The sequence below is a fragment of the Amycolatopsis sp. NPDC049253 genome, from assembly GCF_040678995.1.
In the GTDB taxonomy this organism is placed as follows: domain Bacteria; phylum Actinomycetota; class Actinomycetes; order Mycobacteriales; family Pseudonocardiaceae; genus Amycolatopsis.
This window is the reverse complement of the sequence record NZ_JBFAQX010000003.1, coordinates 576,517-594,403: the sequence shown is the minus strand read 5'-3', so window position 1 is coordinate 594,403 and position 17,887 is coordinate 576,517. Positions and strand designations below refer to the sequence as shown.

The window sequence follows — 17,887 nt, the reverse complement described above, 5'->3', positions numbered from 1 at the left end:
GTCACGGTAGCAAGCCGGCCATCCGCGCGCGGTAGACGGCTTCGCCGCGGGTGTGACTGTCCAATTTGGCCATCGCGCTCTTCAGGTACGACTTCACGGTCTGCACGGTGAGGCCGAGGCGCCGGGCGACGTCCACGTTGGCGTGCCCCATCGCCACGGCGGTGAGCACGTCCAGCTCACGCGGTGAGAGCCGGATCGGCAGGTCGTCTTCCGCCGGTTTCCCGGACAGGCTCGCACCCAGCTCGCGAAGCCGCCGGCGCACCTCGGGGTCGGTGACGGCGGCCGCGATGTCCTCGAGTTCCGCGGCGATGTCGCCGGCCGAGCGCCGCGGCGGGCTCGGTGGTTCCGCCACCGCCGAGCGCTTCACGAGCTCGACCGCCCGGTCGATCAGGCCCTCGCCGAATTCGACCGACGTGCGCGCCGCGCCGTAGACGACGTCGCGCACCACGCCGTCGGTCTTCACGGGCACGGCGAACATCGCGCTCAGGCCCTCACCCGCCACTGCGCCGTCGAAGCGATGCGTGATGCCCTTGGCCGCCACGTAGTCCCGGACGAACACCGGCCGTTCCAGCGCAATGCACCGGCCGCCGACCCCCTCGCCCCGGGGGATGACCAGGTTGCGCAGGAGGTCGGTGCGGGCGCCGTCGAACCGGTCGAGCACGAATGTGCCCGTGCCCTGGTCGACGCGGGCGGCGAAGGCGATGTCCACGGGCTCGAGCGCGCGGACGGCCCGGAGCACCCCGTCGACGCGGACCTGCGGTGTCACCGTCGGCATCCGCGCCTCCTTCCGCCCCGTGCTGAGACCCAGGTCACTTTACGCAGGGGGTCCTGGAATTTCTAGTCGAGCCTTGAAATCCGCGGGCCGTGAACCCCGCCGCGGCCGGCGCCCGTGCGGGCGAACATGAGGCCGGTCACAGTGGCCCGCCGCGAGGCCCCCGGGTATCTTCGCCTAAGCATCCGCTTAGCCGGGCAGACTGCGTGCCCGATCGCTGATTCTCAACGATGAGGAGGGTCCTCGTGACCGATTCCCCCGCCCGGGTTGCCATCGTGACGGGAGCCGGCCGCGGCATCGGTGCCGCCGTCGCTCGCCGGCTCGCCTCCGACGGGTTCGCCGTCGGCCTGCTGGACCTCGACGAGTCCGCGGTGAAGCAGGGCGCCGAGGCGATCGTGGCCGAGGGTGGCCGGGCCGTCGGCGTCTCGCTGGACGTCAGCGACGCCGACCAGGTCGAGGCCGCCGTCACCCGCGTCGCCGAGGAGCTCGGCGCGCCGACCGTGCTGGTCAACAACGCCGGCATCACGCGTGACAACCTGCTGTTCAAGATGACCGAGAACGACTGGGACTCCGTGCTCGGCGTCCACCTCAAGGGCTCGTTCCTCATGACGCGTGCGGTGCAGAAGTACCAGACCGAAGCGAAGTGGGGCCGGATCGTGAACCTGTCCAGCACCTCGGCGCTGGGCAACCGCGGCCAGGTCAACTACTCCGCCGCCAAGGCCGGCATGCAGGGCTTCACCAAGACCCTCGCCATCGAGCTGGGCAAGTTCGGCGTGACCGCGAACGCGATCGCGCCCGGGTTCATCGCCACGGACATGACCGCGGCCACCGCCGAGCGCCTCGGCATGGACTTCGAGGACTTCAAGAAGGCGGCCGCCTCCCAGATCCCGGTGCAGCGCGTGGGCACGCCGGACGACATCGCGCACCTGACCTCGTTCCTCGTGAGCGAGGGCGCGGGCTTCGTCTCGGGCCAGGTCATCTACGTCGCCGGCGGACCGAAGGACTGATGGCCATGCGCGTGTTCACGACCATCGACGAGTTCGCCGCCGCGGCGGGCGAGCACCTCGGCGAGAGCGAGTGGCTCACCGTCACGCAGGAGCGGGTGCAGCAGTTCGCCGACGCCACCGACGACCACCAGTGGATCCACCTCGACACCGAGAAGGCCGCGGCGGGACCGTTCGGCACCACGATCGCCCACGGGTTCCTCACGCTGTCCCTGCTGCCGCACTTCGGCTCGCAGGTCTACCGCGTCGACGGACTGAAGATGGGCATCAACTACGGCCTCAACAAGGTGCGGTTCCCGCAGCCGGTGAAGGTCGGGGCGAAGGTGCGCGGCAGCGCGGACCTGCTCGAGGTGACAGACGTACCCGGTGGCAAGCAGGCTGTGGTGCGGTGGACCGTCGAGATCGACGGCGAGGCCAAGCCGGCCTGCGTCGCCGAGTTCGTCGCCCGCCTGATCGCCTGACCCCGCAGCACTGCCCGACAACCCGCCTGACCACGCGAGAGGCACCCGGCCCGGGGACATCCGGGCCGGTGGCTGTACGACATACCGACTAGTCGGTAGCGTGGCCCGGTGATTCCCGAGGAGGCCCGATGACCCCGTCCGACCCGCCAGGACTCGACCTGGCCCGCCTGCGCGCCTACCTCGACGAGCAGCGGCCCGGCCTGGTCACCGGCGAGCTGACCGCCGAAGTGGTGCAGGGCGGCCGCTCGAACCTCACCTACATCGTGGGCGACGGCACGCACCGCTGGGTCGTCCGGCGGCCGCCGCTCGGCCACGTGCTGCCGACGGCGCACGACATGGCGCGCGAGTTCAAGGTGATCTCCGGTCTGGCCGGCACGGCGGTCCCGGTGCCGGGCACCGTCGTGCTGTGCCAGGACGCCGACGTGCTCGGCGCGCAGTTCTACGTGATGGAGTTCGTTGCCGGCACGCCGTACCGCACCGATTCCGAGCTCGAGAAGCTGGGCACCGAGCGCACGCGCGAGATCGGGTTCCGGCTCGTGGACACGCTCGTCGACCTGCACGCCGTGGACCCGCAAGCGGTGGGGCTCGGCGACTTCGGCCGGCCCGACGGCTTCCTCGAACGCCAGCTGCGCCGCTGGAAGAAGCAGCTCGACGGCTCGCGCAGCCGCGAGCTGCCCGGCGCCGACGAGCTGCACGACAGCCTCGCCGCGAAGCTGCCGGCCTCCGGGCCGGCCACGATCGTGCACGGCGACTACCGGCTCGACAACGTGCTCGTGGACGGCGACGACCGCATCACCGCGGTGCTCGACTGGGAGATGTCCACCCTCGGCGACCCGCTCACCGACCTCGCGCTGATGGTGGCCTACGCCGAGCGCGACAAGGTGTCGCTGCAGATGGTGTCCAACGCGAGCTCGGCGCCGGGCTACCCGAGCCCCGACGAGGTGATCGCCCGCTACGCCGAGCGCTCCGGCCGTGATGTGTCGGCGCTCAACTGGTACGTGAGCTTCGCGTTCTTCAAGCTCGCAGTGATCCTGGAAGGCATCTACTTCCGCTACAGCAAGGGCCAGACCGTCGGGTCCGGGTTCGAGGGCATCGGCGACGCCGTGGCCCCGCTCGTCTCGCACGGCTACGAGACGCTCAAAGAGGAGAAGTAGTCATGGATTTCGCGTTCGACGCGCGCACCGAGGAGCTGCGCGGGCAGCTGCTCGAGTTCATGGATTCGCACGTCTACCCCGCTGAACCGGTCTTCGAGGAGCAGCTCGCCGAGCGCGAGGACCCCTGGTCGTCGGTGCCGGTCGTGGAGGAGCTCAAGGCCGAGGCGCGCAAGCGCGGCCTGTGGAACTTCTTCCTGCCCGGTGAGGACGGCGCGGGCCTGACGAACCTGCAGTACGCGCCGCTGGCCGAGATCACCGGCCGCAGCCCCCGGCTCGCGCCGACCGCGGTGAACTGCGCCGCGCCGGACACCGGGAACATGGAAGTGCTGCACATGTTCGGCAGCGAGCAGCAGAAGAAGCAGTGGCTGCAGCCGCTGCTCGACGGCGAGATCCGCTCCGCGTTCGCGATGACCGAACCCGACGTGGCCTCGTCCGACGCGCGCAACATCGCCACCAGCATCCGCCGGGACGGCGACGAGTACGTGGTCAACGGCCGCAAGTGGTTCATCTCCGGCGCGATGAACCCGAACTGCAAGATCATGATCGTGATGGGCAAGACCGATCCGGACGCCCAGCCGCACCAGCAGCAGAGCATGATCCTCGTGCCGCGTGACACGCCGGGCGTGACGATCAAGCGCGGCATGCACGTGTTCGGCTACACCGACGGCGACCACGGCGGCCACGCCGAGGTGCTGTTCGAGGACGTGCGCGTGCCGGCCGAGAACCTCATCGCCAACGAGGGCGCCGGGTTCGCGATCGCCCAGGCCCGGCTCGGGCCCGGCCGCATCCACCACTGCATGCGCGCGATCGGCATGGCCGAGCGGGCACTGGAGCTGATGTGCCGCCGCACGCTCTCGCGCGAGACGTTCGGCAAGCCGATCGCCGAGTCGGGTGTGGTGCAGGACTGGATCGCCGAGTCACGCGTGCGCATCGAGCAGCAGCGGCTGCTGGTGCTCAAGACCGCGTGGCTGATGGACACCGTGGGCAACCAGGGCGCGCACACCGAGATCCAGGCCATCAAGATCTCGACCCCGATCACGGTGGAGTGGATTCTCGACAAGGCCGTGCAGGCGCACGGCGCCGGTGGCGTGAGCCAGGACTTCCCGCTGGCCGAGCTGTGGGCGGGCGTGCGCACGCTGCGCCTGGCCGACGGACCGGACGAGGTGCACAAGCGCTCGCTGGCGCGTCGTGAGCTCAAGAAGTACCGGGCGGAGGCGGGCCGATGACCCCCGACGACCTCCGGGCGCAGGTGGCCGGGTTCCTGGCCGCGCACGACCCGAAGACCACCGACCGGCTGGAGTTCCTGCGCGCCCGTTACGACGCGGGCCTGGCGTGGGTGCACTTCCCCGAGGGCCTCGGCGGCCAGGGCGCACCGCGCGCGCTGCAGCCGGTGGTCGACGCCGCGTTCGCCGCGGCCGGCGCGCCGGACAACGACCCGCGCCGCATCGGCATCGGCCTCGGCATGGCCGCGCCGACGATCCTCGCCTTCGGCACCGAAGAGCAGCGCACGCGCTACTTGCGTCCACTGTGGACGGGCGAGGAAGTGTGGTGCCAGCTGTTCAGCGAGCCGGGCGCCGGCTCCGACCTCGCCGCGCTGGCCACGCGCGCGGTGCGCGACGGCGACGACTGGGTCGTGACCGGGCAGAAGGTGTGGACCTCCGGCGCGCACAACTCGCAGTGGGCCATCCTCGTCACGCGCACCGACCCGGACGTGCCGAAGCACCAGGGCATGACGTACTTCCTGTGCGACATGACCGCGCCCGGGGTCGAGGTGCGGCCGCTGCGCCAGATCACCGGCGAGGCCGAGTTCAACGAGGTGTTCCTCACCGGCGTGCGGATCCCGGACACGCAGCGCCTCGGCGCCGTCGGCGAGGGCTGGAAGGTCGCCCAGACCACGCTGATGAACGAGCGCGTGGCCATCGGCGGCAACGCGCTGCCGCGGGAAGGCGGCCTGATCGGCATGGTCTCGAAGACCTGGCGCGAGCGGCCCGAGCTGCGCACGCCGGAGCTGCGCGACCGGCTCGTGCAGCACTGGGCGGAGGCCGAGTCGTTGCGGCTGGCCGCTTCCCGGTTGCGCCAGCAGCTCACGGCCGGTGCGCCGGGGCCGGAGGGTTCCGCGATGAAGGTGGCGTTCTCCGAGCTGAACCAGAAGCTGACCGGGCTGGAGATCGAGCTGCTCGGCGAAGAGGGCCTGCGCTACGACGACTGGACGCTGCGGCGGCCGGAGAAGGTCGACTTCCTCGGGCGCGAGGCGGGTTACCGCTACCTGCGCGCGAAGGGCAACTCGATCGAGGGCGGGACCTCGGAGGTCCTGCGCAACATCATCTCCGAACGCGTGCTGGGGCTGCCGTCCGAGCCGCGGGTGGACAAGGACGTCGCCTGGAAGGACCTGCCGCGATGAGCGAGCTGCCCACCCCGGACCTGCTGTACTCCGACGTCGAGGAGGACCTGCGCGCGTCGGTGCGGGACCTGCTCACCGACCGGGCCGCGCCGGCCGCCCTGCTGGCGCGCGTGGAGACGGCCGAGCCGTACGACCTGAAGCTGTGGAAGACGCTCGCCGCCGACCTCGGTGCGGCCGGGCTGATGGTGCCCGAGAAGCTCGGCGGGCACGGCGCTTCGGCGCGCGAGACGGCCGTGGTGCTCGAAGAGCTGGGCCGCAGCGTGGCCCCGGTGCCGTTCCTCGGCAGTGCGGTGCTGGCGACGTCGGCGCTGCTGGCGGCGGGCGGTTCGGTTGCGGCCGAGCTGCTCCCCCGGCTCGCCGGGGGCGAGCTCACGGGCGCGCTGGCCGTGCCGCTGTCGACCGCACCGGGCGCGGCTTTCCCGGCGACGGTGTCCGTGGACGACGACGGGACGCTGAGCGGGCGCGCCGGCACGGTCGTCGACGCGTCCGTGGCCGAGCTGCTCGTGGTTCCCGCGACCGGGCCCGAAGGGCCGGGGCTGTACGCGGTGGAGGCCTCGGCGGCCCAGGTGACCGAACTGGTGTCGCTGGACCTCACGCGACGCGTGGCCGACGTCGGGCTGGACCACGCCGCGGCGCGCCTCGTCGTCGGCGGCGCGGCCGCGGAGGCGGCGCTGGACACCGCGCTGACCACGGCGGCGGGGCTGCTCGCGTCGGAGCAGACGGGGCTCACGGAGTGGGCGCTGACGACCACCGTCACCTACCTCAAGGGCCGTTACCAGTTCGGGCGCCCGGTCGGCGGGTTCCAGTCGCTCAAGCACCGGCTGGCGAACCTGTACACGGACCTGGTGAACGCGCGGGCGACGGCGCGGTACGCGGCCGACGCGCTCGCCGGCGGCTACGACGTGCCGATCGCGGTGGCCGTGGCGCAGGCGCGCGTCGCGCCGATCGCGGTGCACGCGGTGGAGGAGGCGATCCAGCTCCACGGCGGGATCGGCATGACGTGGGAGCACCCCGCGCACCTGTTCCTCAAGCGCGCCAAGAGCGACGAGCTCGCGTTCGGCACGCCGGGCCGGCACCGCGCGCGCCTGGCGGATCTCGTGGATCTGCCCGCCTGACGTCGGTTTCGGGGCCCCGCCCGCCGTTTCGGCTGGCGGGGCCCCCGCGCGTGGTGGACACTGTGGACGGTGGTGCCCGGCACGTACGAACAGGCGGCAAGAGTGCACTTTTTCCTGTGGTGGCCGGAAGCTTCGGCTTCCTAGCCTGGTGATCATGGTCCCGGGCACCGAGCAGCTGACGATCACCGTCGGCACCCACCGCCACAGCGCGCTCGCCGCCGGCCCCGCGTCCGGGGACCTCGTCCTGTTGCTGCACGGATGGGCGGAGTTCGCCGATTCGTGGACCACGGAACTCGCGGCACTGGGCGCGGCCGGCTACCGCGCCGTCGCGGTCGACCAGCGCGGCTACGCCTCGGGCGCGCGGCCGCTGGACATCGACCAGTACTCCGTGCGCCACCTCATCACCGACGTGATCGCCTTCGCCGCGGCGCTGGGGTCCGACCGCTTCCACCTCGTCGCGCACGACTGGGGCGGCATGGTCGGCTGGGCGTTCGCCAGCGCGCACCCCGACCAGCTGCGGTCCCTGACGGTCCTCACCACCCCGCACCCGGCCGCGCTGCACCGCGCCGCCACCGACGACACGCGCCAGTTCCGCGACCTCGGCTACATCCGGTTCTTCCGCCACCTCGACGGCCGCGCCGAAGCCTCCCTCCTCGCCGACGACGCCGCCGAACTGCGCGCCGCGTACGGCGACCGCGTGCCCGCCGACCTGGTCGAACGCAACATCACCCGGCTGACCGAGCCGGGCGCGCTGACCGCCACGCTGAACTGGTACCGCGGCCCGGCCGCCAGCGAGTTCGACATCCCCGCCGGGCGCATCTCCGTGCCGACGCTGTACCTGTGGGGCAGCGAAGACCCGTACCTGGGCCGCACGGCTGCCGAGCTGACCCGCTCGTACGTCGACGGCGAGTACGAGTTCGAGGTCGTCGAAGGGGCCAGTCACTGGCTGCCGGAGGAGGCCGGGGAGGTCATCCTGCCGCGCCTGCTGGACCACTTGAACCGGCACTGAGTCCTCTGCCTCGGCTGTGTTGTCTGCCTCGGCTCCGCCGAGGCGTGCGAGATCGCCTTGAGCCGGCTTCCGGATTGAGCGGTCGGATCGGCCGGGGGGCCGATCGCACCGCTCAATCCGGAAGCCGGCGCGATCTCGCGCCGTGGTCGGGTTCCGGTGTGGACCACGGTGGGTGGAGGCGTGCGGGGGCGGGAGGACCTCGTTGTCGGGCAAGGGTTCCTCGAAATCAGCCGGTGTGTCCGGACTGGAAATGTGCTCGTTATATCCGAAACGCTCGCGCAACCGCGGGGCCCTAGCGTCTCGCCTGCCCTTCCCCACCGGTTTCAGAAGCGAGGCAGTACGTGGCACAACCAGGAAGACTCACGCGCAGATCCGTGCTCGGCGGCGCCGGTGCGGCGGTCGCCGGCGGCACCCTGTCCCTCACGCTGGGTGCGGCGCCGGCGAGCGCGGCGCCGGCAGGCGGCCCGGCGCTGCCGTCGGTGAACCAGATCCCCCACCGCGGCCGGCTCGTGGACTACGAGATCACCGAGCTCGCCGCGCTGCTGCGCGCGGGCCGCACGTCGAGCGTCGAAATCACCCAGGCCTACCTCGGCCGGATCGCGAAGCTCAACGGGCCCTTCGAGGTCTACGGCGACAACGGCGCGTACAACGCGTTCGTGCGCGTCGACACCGCCGGCGCGCTCGCCGCCGCGCGAGCCGCCGACCAGCGGATCTCCACCTGGCGCCGGCACGGCGGCGACCTGTCGCCGCTGTGCGGGATCCCCATGGGCATCAAGGACTCCGTGGGCATCAAAGGCCTGAACGCGCAGGACGGCAGCCCGGCGTTCACCGGCAACAAGGCGCTGCAGGACGCCACGGTCGTCGCCCGGCTGCGCGCGGCCGGCGTGGTGCTGCTGGGCAACACCATCTGCTCGGCGTTCTCCGGCTCGATCACCGGCACGTTCGCGGGCAACGCCTGGAGCCCGTCGCACGTGCCGGGCGGATCGAGCCAGGGCTCGGGGGTCGCGCCCGTCGCGCGGCTGGCCGCGGCCTGCATCGGCGAGGAGACGGGCGGCAGCATCATCATGCCGTCGGCCGCCAACGGCGCCAGCGGGATCAAGCCGTCGCTGGGCACGGTGTCGATCGCCGGGCTCATGCCGCTCTCGCCGGGGTACGACGTGCTCGGCCCGATCTCCCGCAGCGCACGGGACTCCGCGCTGATCCTGAGCACGATCCTCGGCCCGGACCCGGTGAACGACCCGCAGACGCTTTCGGCGCCCCTGCCGTTCCCGGCGATCCCGTCGTCGCCGCGGCCCGGGCGGACTCCCTTGCAGGGCCTGACGATCGGCATCCCGCAGACGGACTGGATGAACGTCGGCGGCACCATCAAGACCGGGGTCAGCCCGCAGGACACCTACGGCGCCGAGCACCTGAAGGCGTTCAACCGGCTGGTGGGACAGCTGAAGAGCCTGGGCGCGCAGGTGAAGGAGTTCCCCGGTCTGGACATGACCGACCCCGCGCAGAACCCGTACTTCGCGTCGGCGGACGTGCTGGCGACGGTGGACGGATCGCCCGTGTCGCCCTCGGCCGCGGTGGTGAACGCGAACCGCTACGAGGTCCGGTTCGTCGCGGCGGTGGCGGACTTCTGCGCGAGCGGCATCCCGACGGCCGACGCCGTCGCGACCCTCACCAGCCAGTACGGCCGGCGCGCGCCCGGCGAGGCGGCGGCGAGCTTCGCGAGCGCCGACCGCTTCAACGGCGGCATCCCCGCCTCGGTCCGCTACGAAGGCGAACAGCGGCGGCGCCGGCTCATCGCCAACTACACCCGCGCGCTGGAGGACGCCGGCGTCGACTTCATGCTCGTGCTGGCCCTGGGCGACGTGATCGGCGAACGCGCCGGCGGTGGTCCCGGCTTCCCGGTGTACCGGGCGTACTACCAGGTGCCCAACGCGCTGGGCTGGCCCATGGTGAGCTTCCCCGTCGGCTACACCGCGGGCCTGCCGATCTCGGCCCAGTTCTGGGGGCCGCGCTTCGCGGAGCCCGCCCTGGTCCAATCCATGGTCGACTACCAGGCGCACTTCCCCGAGTACCACACCGCGGCCCCGCCGGACCCGGTCTTCGGGACCCTCACCCCGAAGCTGGCGCCGCGCGCCCTGGCCCCGGCCGCCGAGGACCCGACCAACGACCCGATCCTGGGCGAGGAAGCGATCAGGAGGGCTCTCTCGTGAGCGTCGCCGAACCCACCCGGTTCCTGACCGTGGACTTCTCGACCCCGGTGGACATCGGGTTCCTCCCGCAGCACGCGGAGACCCCCGCCGTGCCCCCGCTGACGATCGGCTGGGCTCCCCGGCTGGGCACGACGTACCTCCCGTTCGACCCGGCGGACGAAACCGTGCCGGGTCGAACCGGGTCACCCCGCCCGTGAACCGCCGGCGGGCACCGACGAAAACTGTCGGTGCCCGCCGGTAGCGTGCCCGCTGTGAGTGATCCGCCGGCCTGGGCCTACGAGAAACCACACGTCACCGCACCCGACCCCGCGTGGCCGGCACGCGGTGCGGCGTTGTGCGCGCGGCTGGCGGTGGTGCTGGAGCCGTGGCTGGTCCACGGGGTCGAGCACGTCGGGTCCACGTCGGTGCCCGGGTTGGCGGCGAAACCGGTGGTGGACGTGATGGCGTCGGTGTCGGACGTCGATGCGGTGGTGGCTTCCGCCGGTGCAGCCCTTTCGGCCGACGGCTGGGCGTACGTCCCGCCGTCGTTGGACGTCGCCTCGCCCTGGCGCCGCTTCTTCGTGCTTCCCGACGCCACCGGTGAGCACCGGACGGCCCACCTCCACGTGCTCCCGGCCGGCCACCCGCGCTGGCAGGCACAACTCACCTTCCGCGACGCCCTGCGCGCGGACCCGGCTGCGGTCGCCGAGTACGCCGCTTTGAAACGCCGCCTCACCACGCAAACCACCGACCGCGAGGCCTACACCGCGGGCAAAACGGCCTTCGTCACCCGCGTCCTGGCCTGCCACGGAGTGATGGTCACGCCCACTGAGTGAGGTGCCCCCACCCGGCCACCGCTCGAGATCGCGCAAAGGCGATCTCGCACGCCTCGGCGGAGCCGAGGCCGAAGTCACGGCCGCAACATCGACAGAAGCAGATCCGCGAACTGGTCCCCCACCTCGCGCGCCGACAGCGACCCGCCCCGCCGGTACCACGTGCCCAGGTGGTGGACCGAGCCGAAGAAGAAGTCCACGACCAGGTCGGCGGGCTTGTCGGTGCGGAACTCGCCCGAGGCCTGGCCTTCTTCGATCAGGCGGCGGAACCGTTCGTGGTACTTGCGGCGTTCGGCACGCACGGCCTTGCGTTTGTCGGCGCTGAGCTGGTGCATGGACTGCAGGAAGATGGTGTTGTCGTCGAGGTTGTCGATGCTGCTGACGACCACGTCGGACGCGGCGGCGGCCAGGCGTTCGCGCAGCGGCGCGGCGCTGGAGGCGACGCGCTCGAGCTGGGAAGTCTGCTCGCGCAGCACACGGGCGTAGATCTCGTAGAGCAGGTCGTCCTTGGAGCCGAAGTAGTGGTACATCGCGCCCTTGGTGACGCCGGCGGCCTCGACGATCTCCTGCACCGACGTGCGGTCGAACCCCTTCTTCGCGAAGAGCTTCGTCGCGTGCTGAAGCAGGCGGCGAGGCACCGCGGGCGACTCGTCGGAGACGACGGCCTTGCGCGTGCCGGCCCGGGTCATCGCCACACCCCCTCCGGGAACTCAGAGAACTGCCAGCCTACCGGCCGCGGCCGGTCAATACGCGCCCCCGTGGTCGAGCAGGCGGCGCGGGTTGCCGACGAGCATCGTGGTGAGGTCGGCTTCGCTGACGCCGCGTTCGCGCAGCGCGGGGAGCACGTCTTCGGTGATGTGCAGGTAGTGCCAGTTGGGCAGCACGGCCTCGCGCACCGGTGCCTCGAGCCAGTCGAAGTAGCACGACGCGTCGTGCGAGAGCACCATGCTGCGGGCGTACCCGCGCTCGCACATCGCCGCGACCGTCGCCACGCGCTGCTCGAACGGCAGGTAGACGTCCACGCCGAAGCGGTCCATGCCGAGCAGCGAACCGCGGTCGGCCAGGGCCGTGAGGTAGCCGAGGTCGGCCGAGTCGCCGCAGTGCCCGATCAGCACCCGGCTCAGGTCCACCCCCTCGGACTCGAACACGTCCTGCTGCTCCAGCCCGCGCCGGGTGCCCGCGTGCGTGTGGGTCATGATCGGCACGCCCGTGGCCCGGTGCGCCTTCGCGACCGCACGCAGCACCCGCTCGACGCCGGGCGTCATGCCGGGCTCGTCCGTGGCGCACTTGAGGATCCCGGCCTTCACGCCCGTGCCGGCGATGCCGTCGGTGATGTCGCCGACGAACATCGCGACCAGCGGGTCGTCACCACCGAGCATCGTGCCCGGCCCGCGCAGCGAGAGGTAGTGCGGCAACTCGTTGTAGGTGTACAGCCCGGTGGCCACGACGATCTGCAGGCCCACCTCGGCGGCGACCTTCTGCACGCGCGGCACGTAGCGGCCGAGCCCGACCACGGTCGGGTCCACGATCGTGTCGATCCCGGCGTCCTTGAGCGCCCGCAGCTTCGCGATCGCCTCCGGCACGTGCACGGACTCGTCGAACCCTTCGTGGTCCGGGTAGTTGGCCACGAACTCGGGGCTCAGCACGAAGATGTGCTCGTGCATCAGCACCTTGCCCAGCGCCGCCGGCTCCACCGCACCACGGACCGTGTCGACCACCGTCACGTCCTCCTAGCCCCGGGCACGCAGCTCACGCCTCAGGATCTTCCCGCTCGTGGTCTTCGGCAGCTCGGTGAGCACCTCGACCGATCGGGGGTACTTGTAGGCGGCCAGCCGCTCGCGGCAGTACGCGACCAGCTCGTCGGGGTCGGGCGCCGCACCCGGCGCCACGCTCACGTACGCCTTCACGGTCTCGCCGCGGTACTCGTCCGGCACACCCACCACGGCGGCCTCGCGCACGGCCGGGTGCGTGTACAGCACGTCCTCGACCTCGCGCGGCCACACCTTGAACCCGGAGGCGTTGATCATGTCCTTCTTGCGGTCGACGACGTAGACCCAGCCGCGTTCGTCCATGAACCCGATGTCGCCGGTCAGCAGCCGCCCGCCCGGCAGTGCCTCGGCCGTCGCGTCGGGCCGGTTCCAGTACCCGGGCACGACCATGGGCCCCTCGACGGCGATCTCGCCCGCTTCGCCGAACGGCAGCTCGGTGCCGTCGTCGGCGAGGATCCGCACGATCACGCCCGGCACCGGCAGCCCGATCGACAGCGTGCCCGAGGCCGGGTCGACCGGCGCCTCGACGCCGCTGGGCACCACGACGCAGCCGGCCGTGGTCTCGGTGAGGCCGTAGCCGTTGTGGAGGTATCGGCCGAACCGGTCGCGGAACGCGTCGACCACCGCCGGGGGCAGCGCCGCGCCGCCCGAGTACAGCGCGTCGAACGAGGCGAAGTGCTCGGGAGTGACGTCCGGGTGAGCCATCAGCGCCATGTACGCCGTCGACGGGCCGACCATGTACGCCGGCTTGTGCTCCAGGAGCGCCCCGAGCACCACGCCCGCCTCGAAGCGGTACGCGAGCGCCAGTGTGCCGGCGATCTCGATGGCATAGGCGACTTCGCACACCATCCCGGTGATGTGGAACAGCGGCGCGAGCGCGAACACCGTGGCGCCCGGCTCGACGCGGCCGGAGCCGGCGAGGATCGCGGCGTTGGTGCCGAGGTTGCCGTGGGTGTTGGTGGCGCCCTTGGGTTTCCCGCTCGTGCCGGACGTGTAGCTGATCAGCGCGACGTCGTCGAGGCCGAGCCCGGGGTCGGGCGGCGGGCCGCCGGGCGTCGAGCGCACGACCTCGAGCAGGTCGGCCGCCCCCGGCGTCGCCTCGCGGCGCACCTTGCCGAGCACGCGCTCGTCGTCGCGGGTCTGCAGGTCTAGCTCGCTCGTGGTCACGGCGATCGTCACCGAGCTGTCCGGCACGAGGGCGCCGATGTACCCGTGCCACGCCTGCGGTGAGCAGACGAGCGCCTTCACCCCGGCGTCGGTCAGCACGTGGCTCAGCTCGCCCGCGCGGTACATCGGGTTGACCGGCACCACGATCCCGCCGGCTTTCCACGCGCCGAGCAGGGCGATCACGAACTGGGGAATGTTCTGCAGCACCAGCGCGAGCCGGTCGCCGCGGCCGAACCCGGAAGCGGTGAGGTGCCGCGCGAACGCGTCGGAGAGCTCGTCGAGCTCGCGGTAGGCGACGCGGCCGTCGAAGTACGCCAGCGCCGTGGTCTCCGGCGCCTGCGCGACGGTGCGGCGGAAGGCGGCCAGCAGCGTGGTCGGCGTGAAGTCGCTCGCGGCGGCGCGGTCCTCGTCGTAGCTCGCGAGCCAGGGCTTCGCGTCGTACCAGCTCATCCCGCGGCCTCCCTTGGACACCGACCAGTCGGTATGGGGACGCTAGAGACCCCGCGGGCTGTGCGTCAACCCCGCGAACCCGGACGGGCGCGCGAGAAGGCTCGGCCACCCCCCATGCGGCGTTCGGTGCGTTGGGCGCACCGAACGCCACATGGGGGGTGGCCCGGGCCGGTCAGTCCTCCGGCAGGGCCTCGATCTTGCGCTGCAGCTTGTTCATGCCGCCGAGCCAGCGGTCGGTCTGCGTGGCGCGCAGCGCGTAGTACTCCGCGACCTCCGGGTGCGGCAGCACGAGGAACCGGCCTTCGTCGATGGCCGCGAACAGCGCGTCGGCCACCTGGTCCGGGTCGATCGCCGAGGCGCCCATCAGCAGCTGGCCGCGCGGGCCGCTGCTCTCCAGCATCGCCGTGCGCACGCCTTGCGGGCAGATGGCCTGCACCGTGATGCCGCGGTGGCGGTAGGTCGCCGAAAGCCACTCGGCGAAGGCCAGCGCGCCGTGCTTCGTCACCGAGTACGGCGCCGAGCCGAGCGTCGTGAGCAGGCCGGCGGCCGACGCGGTGGCGATGAAGTGGCCCTTGCCGCGCTCGAGCCACGCCGGCAGCAGCTGCTTGGCCGCGCGGACGTGGGCCATCACGTTGACGTCCCAGGTGCGCGCCCAGTCGTCTTCGCCTGACTGCTCGTCACCGAAGGGCGCGACGCCCGCGTTGGCGCAGAAGACGTCGATCTCACCCAGCGTCTCGCGGGCGGCCGCCAGGAGCTTCGCCACGCCGTCTTCGCTCGCGACGTCGCCGGTGAACGAGGTGCCACCGACCTCGGCGGCCACCTCCGCGGCGGCGTCGCCGTTGAGGTCGGCCACGACCACGCGCGCGCCGTCGGCCGCGAAGCGCCGGGCCAGCGCCCGGCCGATCCCGCCGCCGCCACCCGTGATGACGACCCCGGCGCTCACAGGCCACCGCCCAGGGTCACGCCGCCGTCGAGGACCACGGTCTGGCCGGTCATCCAGCCCGCGTCCTCGGAGAGCAGGAACGCGACCGCGCCCGCGATGTCGTCGGGCACACCGAGGCGCTTCATCGGGTAGGCCGCCGCGACTTCCTCCTCCTTGCCCTCGTACAGCGCGGTCGCGAACTTCGTCTTGACCACAGCCGGGGCCACGGCGTTCACGCGGATCTTCGGGCCGAGCTCGGCGCCGAGCTCCTGCGTGAGGCGGATCAGCGCCGCCTTGCTCACGCCGTACATGCCGATGCCGGGCGACGCGCGCAGGCCGGCGATCGAGGCGACGTTGACGACCGAGCCGCCGTGCTCGCCCATCCACGCGTCGCGGGCGCGCCGGGTCCAGGCGATCGGCGCCAGCACGTTCACGGCGAAGATCTTCGCCGCGGCAGCCATGTCGATGTCGAGCGTGGACCCGTAGACCGGGTTGATGCCGGTGTTGTTCACGAGCATGTCGAGCCTGCCGAACCGCTCGATCGTCTTGGCGACCGCCTCGTCCTGGTGCCCGGTGTCGTCGGCCTTGCCGGGCACGGCGATCGCGAAGTCCTCGCCCCCGAGCTCGGCGACGGCCTCGGCCAGCGGCTCGGGCTTGCGCGCGGTGATGCACACCTTCGCGCCCCGCTCGACCAGGCCCTTCGCGATGGCGAGGCCGATCCCGCGGCTGGCGCCGGTCACGATCGCCACGCGGTCCTTGAACGAGTTCACAGCACTGGTCTCCTGTTCTGCAGCCGATGGCGGCTAAGCGCTCGCTTAGACTGCAGGGTAACGGCGATCCGGCCGGACTCAAGTCCGCGGCCCCGACCTCACCCGGGAAATCACGGGAAGTGACCGGTTCCGGCACTCTCCGTGCCGGCCCCGCACGTCAGCGCGGGAGCACCCGGACAAGCCCGCGATCGGCGTCGACCTCGACGAGGTCGCCGGTGGTGATGCGGGCGACCGGATCGTCGTCGAGGTCGGTGACGGCGGGGACCCGGGTGACGATCGCGCCGAGCGCGGCCTTCGTCGTGAGGCGGCTGAAGACCATCGCGAGCGGCGCGGTGCCGAGCAGCCGCGTGGACTGGAAGAAGCCCGACCAGCCCGAGGAGCCCTTGGCGCCGGGGAACACCAGGACCTTGCCGGTGAAGCAGACGTCGAACAGTTCGTGCCGGCGTTCGATGATCGTGCCCGTCGCGGGGTCGATGCCGCCCCAGCCGGAGATCGTCTCGTGGGACACCAGGGCCTCACCGACGACGCGGCCGGGCACGATGCCGCGGCCGCGGAGCACCACGCCGGCGGTCATCGGAGTGCTCCGGCGGGGGCGAGCGAGCCGCGCCAGCGGCCGGTGACGGCGGCGTCGACGCAGTCCTCCAGCGTGCCGAACCACGCCTCGATGCCGAGGATCGCGGGCAGGTAGTGGGCCTGCTTCGCGGAGTCGGTGGCGAACACCTTCGTGCCCTTCGGCGCCACCCGCGACATCGCCGGGCAGGAATCGGTGAGCACGCGGCCGCCGGCGCGGCGGATGGTGTCGGTCCAGCCGTTGCGGTCGGCGACGGTGCGCAGTGCGCGCGGCGTCATCAGCCACAGTTCGCAGCTCTCCGACAGCGTCCGGCCTTCGAGCGCGCGGGCGACCCGGCCGATCTGCTCCAGGGAGGCGTGCGGGCAGCCGATGAGGACGAAGTCGACGTCCTCGCTCTGCCCGATCGAGTTGAGCGACTCGTACACCGCGCGCCGCTCGGCCTCGCCGTAGCGGATCGGCTCCGGGATCGGGCGGCCGCCGAACGCGGCTTCGAGCGTCGGCGCGTCCGGGGTGCGGCCGGGCAGGTGGTACATCTCCACGCCGCCCGAAGACGCGGCCGCGGCACCGAAGTGCTTGAGGTCGGCCAGATCCGGCACACCGAGCTCACCGACGACGACCGGGCGCTCCTCCTGCACGACGTCACCGGCGAAGTAGCCGAGCAGCCCCCAGTCCTGGAACCCGTCGAGCGCCACCGCGGTCTCGATGAGGTGCGTGCCGTAGCGGTTTTCCACGTGGTGGTTGCCCCAGCACGGGATCCGGCCGGTGAGGCTCGCCGCGCCGGTCGAGGCACCGCCCTCGCAGTTGGTGCGCGCGCCCAGCACGGAGTTGGCGTAGACCACGGCCGAGGATTCCATCCACGCGATGTGCTCGCCGTAGGTCGGCAGGTTGCCGACCTGGTACGGCGTGCAGGTGGCGAGCACGTTCACCCCGCGGCTGGTGGCGAACGCCTCGGCCTCGGCCTGCAGGTCGATCTTGTGTGCGGGGTACGGCATGATGCCGCGGGCCTCTTCGCCGAAGCCGTGCTGCAGCTGGCACGTCGGGACCGCCATCGGCGGGATCTCGAGGTCGTCGTCGCAGTCGAGGCTGATCACCGAGAACGCCTTGGCCCAGCCCCCTTCGGCCACGAGCTTCTCCTTGGCCGGCGACGGCTGCGTCGTCGTGCCCGCGACGTTGCGGGTCTGGCACAGGTGTTCCGCACCCAGCGCGTCGGCGTAACGGATCAGCAGGTCCATCGCCGCCGCGACCGCGTTGCCTTCGGCACCGTCGCGCATTTGTTTCTCTTCATCGGTGAGCCACACCATCG

General features: G+C 71.9%; 18 protein-coding genes. 10 read left to right on the top strand and 8 right to left on the bottom strand.

Annotated elements, in window-relative coordinates:
• Position 1: 1 nt before the first annotated feature.
• A complete protein-coding gene (locus AB0K15_RS10335) occupies positions 2-775 on the bottom strand; it encodes a LuxR C-terminal-related transcriptional regulator (protein WP_364047881.1) in 774 nt (257 codons plus the stop codon).
• A gap of 242 nt (positions 776-1,017) precedes the next feature.
• On the opposite strand from AB0K15_RS10335, the gene fabG reads away from it, so the two are divergent.
• From fabG to AB0K15_RS10285, 10 genes are all read left to right on the top strand, one after another.
• On the top strand, positions 1,018-1,779 hold the full coding sequence (fabG, locus tag AB0K15_RS10330) for a 3-oxoacyl-ACP reductase FabG (RefSeq protein WP_364047879.1): 762 nt from the start codon (positions 1,018-1,020) through the stop codon (positions 1,777-1,779).
• 5 nt (positions 1,780-1,784) lie between these two features.
• The gene (locus tag AB0K15_RS10325) at positions 1,785-2,237 is read left to right on the top strand and encodes a MaoC family dehydratase (protein WP_364047877.1); all 453 of its coding nucleotides are present in this window, start codon (positions 1,785-1,787) and stop codon (positions 2,235-2,237) included.
• A gap of 128 nt (positions 2,238-2,365) precedes the next feature.
• The gene (locus AB0K15_RS10320; protein ID WP_364047875.1) at positions 2,366-3,391 is read left to right on the top strand and encodes a phosphotransferase family protein; all 1,026 of its coding nucleotides are present in this window, start codon (positions 2,366-2,368) and stop codon (positions 3,389-3,391) included.
• A 2-nt stretch (positions 3,392-3,393) separates the two neighbouring features.
• The gene (locus AB0K15_RS10315; RefSeq protein WP_364047873.1) at positions 3,394-4,617 is read left to right on the top strand and encodes an acyl-CoA dehydrogenase family protein; all 1,224 of its coding nucleotides are present in this window, start codon (positions 3,394-3,396) and stop codon (positions 4,615-4,617) included.
• A complete protein-coding gene (locus AB0K15_RS10310) occupies positions 4,614-5,792 on the top strand; it encodes an acyl-CoA dehydrogenase family protein (RefSeq protein ID WP_364047871.1) in 1,179 nt (392 codons plus the stop codon). The genes AB0K15_RS10315 and AB0K15_RS10310 overlap by 4 nt, the downstream gene beginning before the upstream one ends.
• Complete coding sequence (locus AB0K15_RS10305) at positions 5,789-6,907, top strand: acyl-CoA dehydrogenase family protein (protein WP_364047869.1); 1,119 nt, start codon at positions 5,789-5,791, stop codon at positions 6,905-6,907. The genes AB0K15_RS10310 and AB0K15_RS10305 overlap by 4 nt, the downstream gene beginning before the upstream one ends.
• Before the next feature lie 154 nt (positions 6,908-7,061).
• Positions 7,062-7,916 (top strand): alpha/beta hydrolase, encoded by an 855-nt coding sequence (locus AB0K15_RS10300; protein ID WP_364047867.1) that lies wholly within the window; start codon positions 7,062-7,064, stop codon positions 7,914-7,916.
• 341 nt (positions 7,917-8,257) lie between these two features.
• Entirely contained in the window at positions 8,258-10,123 is a 1,866-nt protein-coding gene (locus tag AB0K15_RS10295; protein ID WP_364047865.1) for an amidase, read from the top strand.
• A complete protein-coding gene (locus AB0K15_RS10290; RefSeq protein WP_364047863.1) occupies positions 10,120-10,320 on the top strand; it encodes a hypothetical protein in 201 nt (66 codons plus the stop codon). The genes AB0K15_RS10295 and AB0K15_RS10290 overlap by 4 nt, the downstream gene beginning before the upstream one ends.
• 54 nt (positions 10,321-10,374) lie before the next feature.
• Positions 10,375-10,938 carry a GrpB family protein gene (locus AB0K15_RS10285; protein WP_364047861.1) on the top strand — a complete coding sequence of 188 codons (564 nt, stop codon included), beginning with the start codon at positions 10,375-10,377 and terminating at the stop codon, positions 10,936-10,938.
• 74 nt (positions 10,939-11,012) lie between these two features.
• On the opposite strand, the gene AB0K15_RS10280 is transcribed toward AB0K15_RS10285, so the two are convergent.
• The 7 genes from AB0K15_RS10280 to AB0K15_RS10250 all read right to left on the bottom strand — a co-directional run bounded on the left by AB0K15_RS10280 (position 11,013) and on the right by AB0K15_RS10250 (position 17,885).
• Positions 11,013-11,624 (bottom strand): TetR/AcrR family transcriptional regulator, encoded by a 612-nt coding sequence (locus AB0K15_RS10280; RefSeq protein WP_364047859.1) that lies wholly within the window; start codon positions 11,622-11,624, stop codon positions 11,013-11,015.
• Between the two features lie 54 nt (positions 11,625-11,678).
• The gene (locus tag AB0K15_RS10275; protein ID WP_364047857.1) at positions 11,679-12,653 is read right to left on the bottom strand and encodes a phosphotriesterase-related protein; all 975 of its coding nucleotides are present in this window, start codon (positions 12,651-12,653) and stop codon (positions 11,679-11,681) included.
• 12 nt (positions 12,654-12,665) lie between these two features.
• Positions 12,666-14,321, bottom strand: coding sequence for an AMP-binding protein (locus tag AB0K15_RS10270; protein WP_364047855.1), 1,656 nt, complete (start codon positions 14,319-14,321; stop codon positions 12,666-12,668).
• Between the two features lie 172 nt (positions 14,322-14,493).
• Positions 14,494-15,264 carry an SDR family oxidoreductase gene (locus AB0K15_RS10265; protein ID WP_364047853.1) on the bottom strand — a complete coding sequence of 257 codons (771 nt, stop codon included), beginning with the start codon at positions 15,262-15,264 and terminating at the stop codon, positions 14,494-14,496.
• Positions 15,261-16,013 carry an SDR family oxidoreductase gene (locus AB0K15_RS10260; protein ID WP_364047851.1) on the bottom strand — a complete coding sequence of 251 codons (753 nt, stop codon included), beginning with the start codon at positions 16,011-16,013 and terminating at the stop codon, positions 15,261-15,263. The genes AB0K15_RS10265 and AB0K15_RS10260 overlap by 4 nt, the downstream gene beginning before the upstream one ends.
• A 157-nt stretch (positions 16,014-16,170) precedes the next feature.
• Entirely contained in the window at positions 16,171-16,587 is a 417-nt protein-coding gene (locus tag AB0K15_RS10255; protein ID WP_364047849.1) for a DUF126 domain-containing protein, read from the bottom strand.
• On the bottom strand, positions 16,584-17,885 hold the full coding sequence (locus AB0K15_RS10250) for an aconitase X catalytic domain-containing protein (protein ID WP_364047847.1): 1,302 nt from the start codon (positions 17,883-17,885) through the stop codon (positions 16,584-16,586). The genes AB0K15_RS10255 and AB0K15_RS10250 overlap by 4 nt, the downstream gene beginning before the upstream one ends.
• Positions 17,886-17,887: the final 2 nt, after the last annotated feature.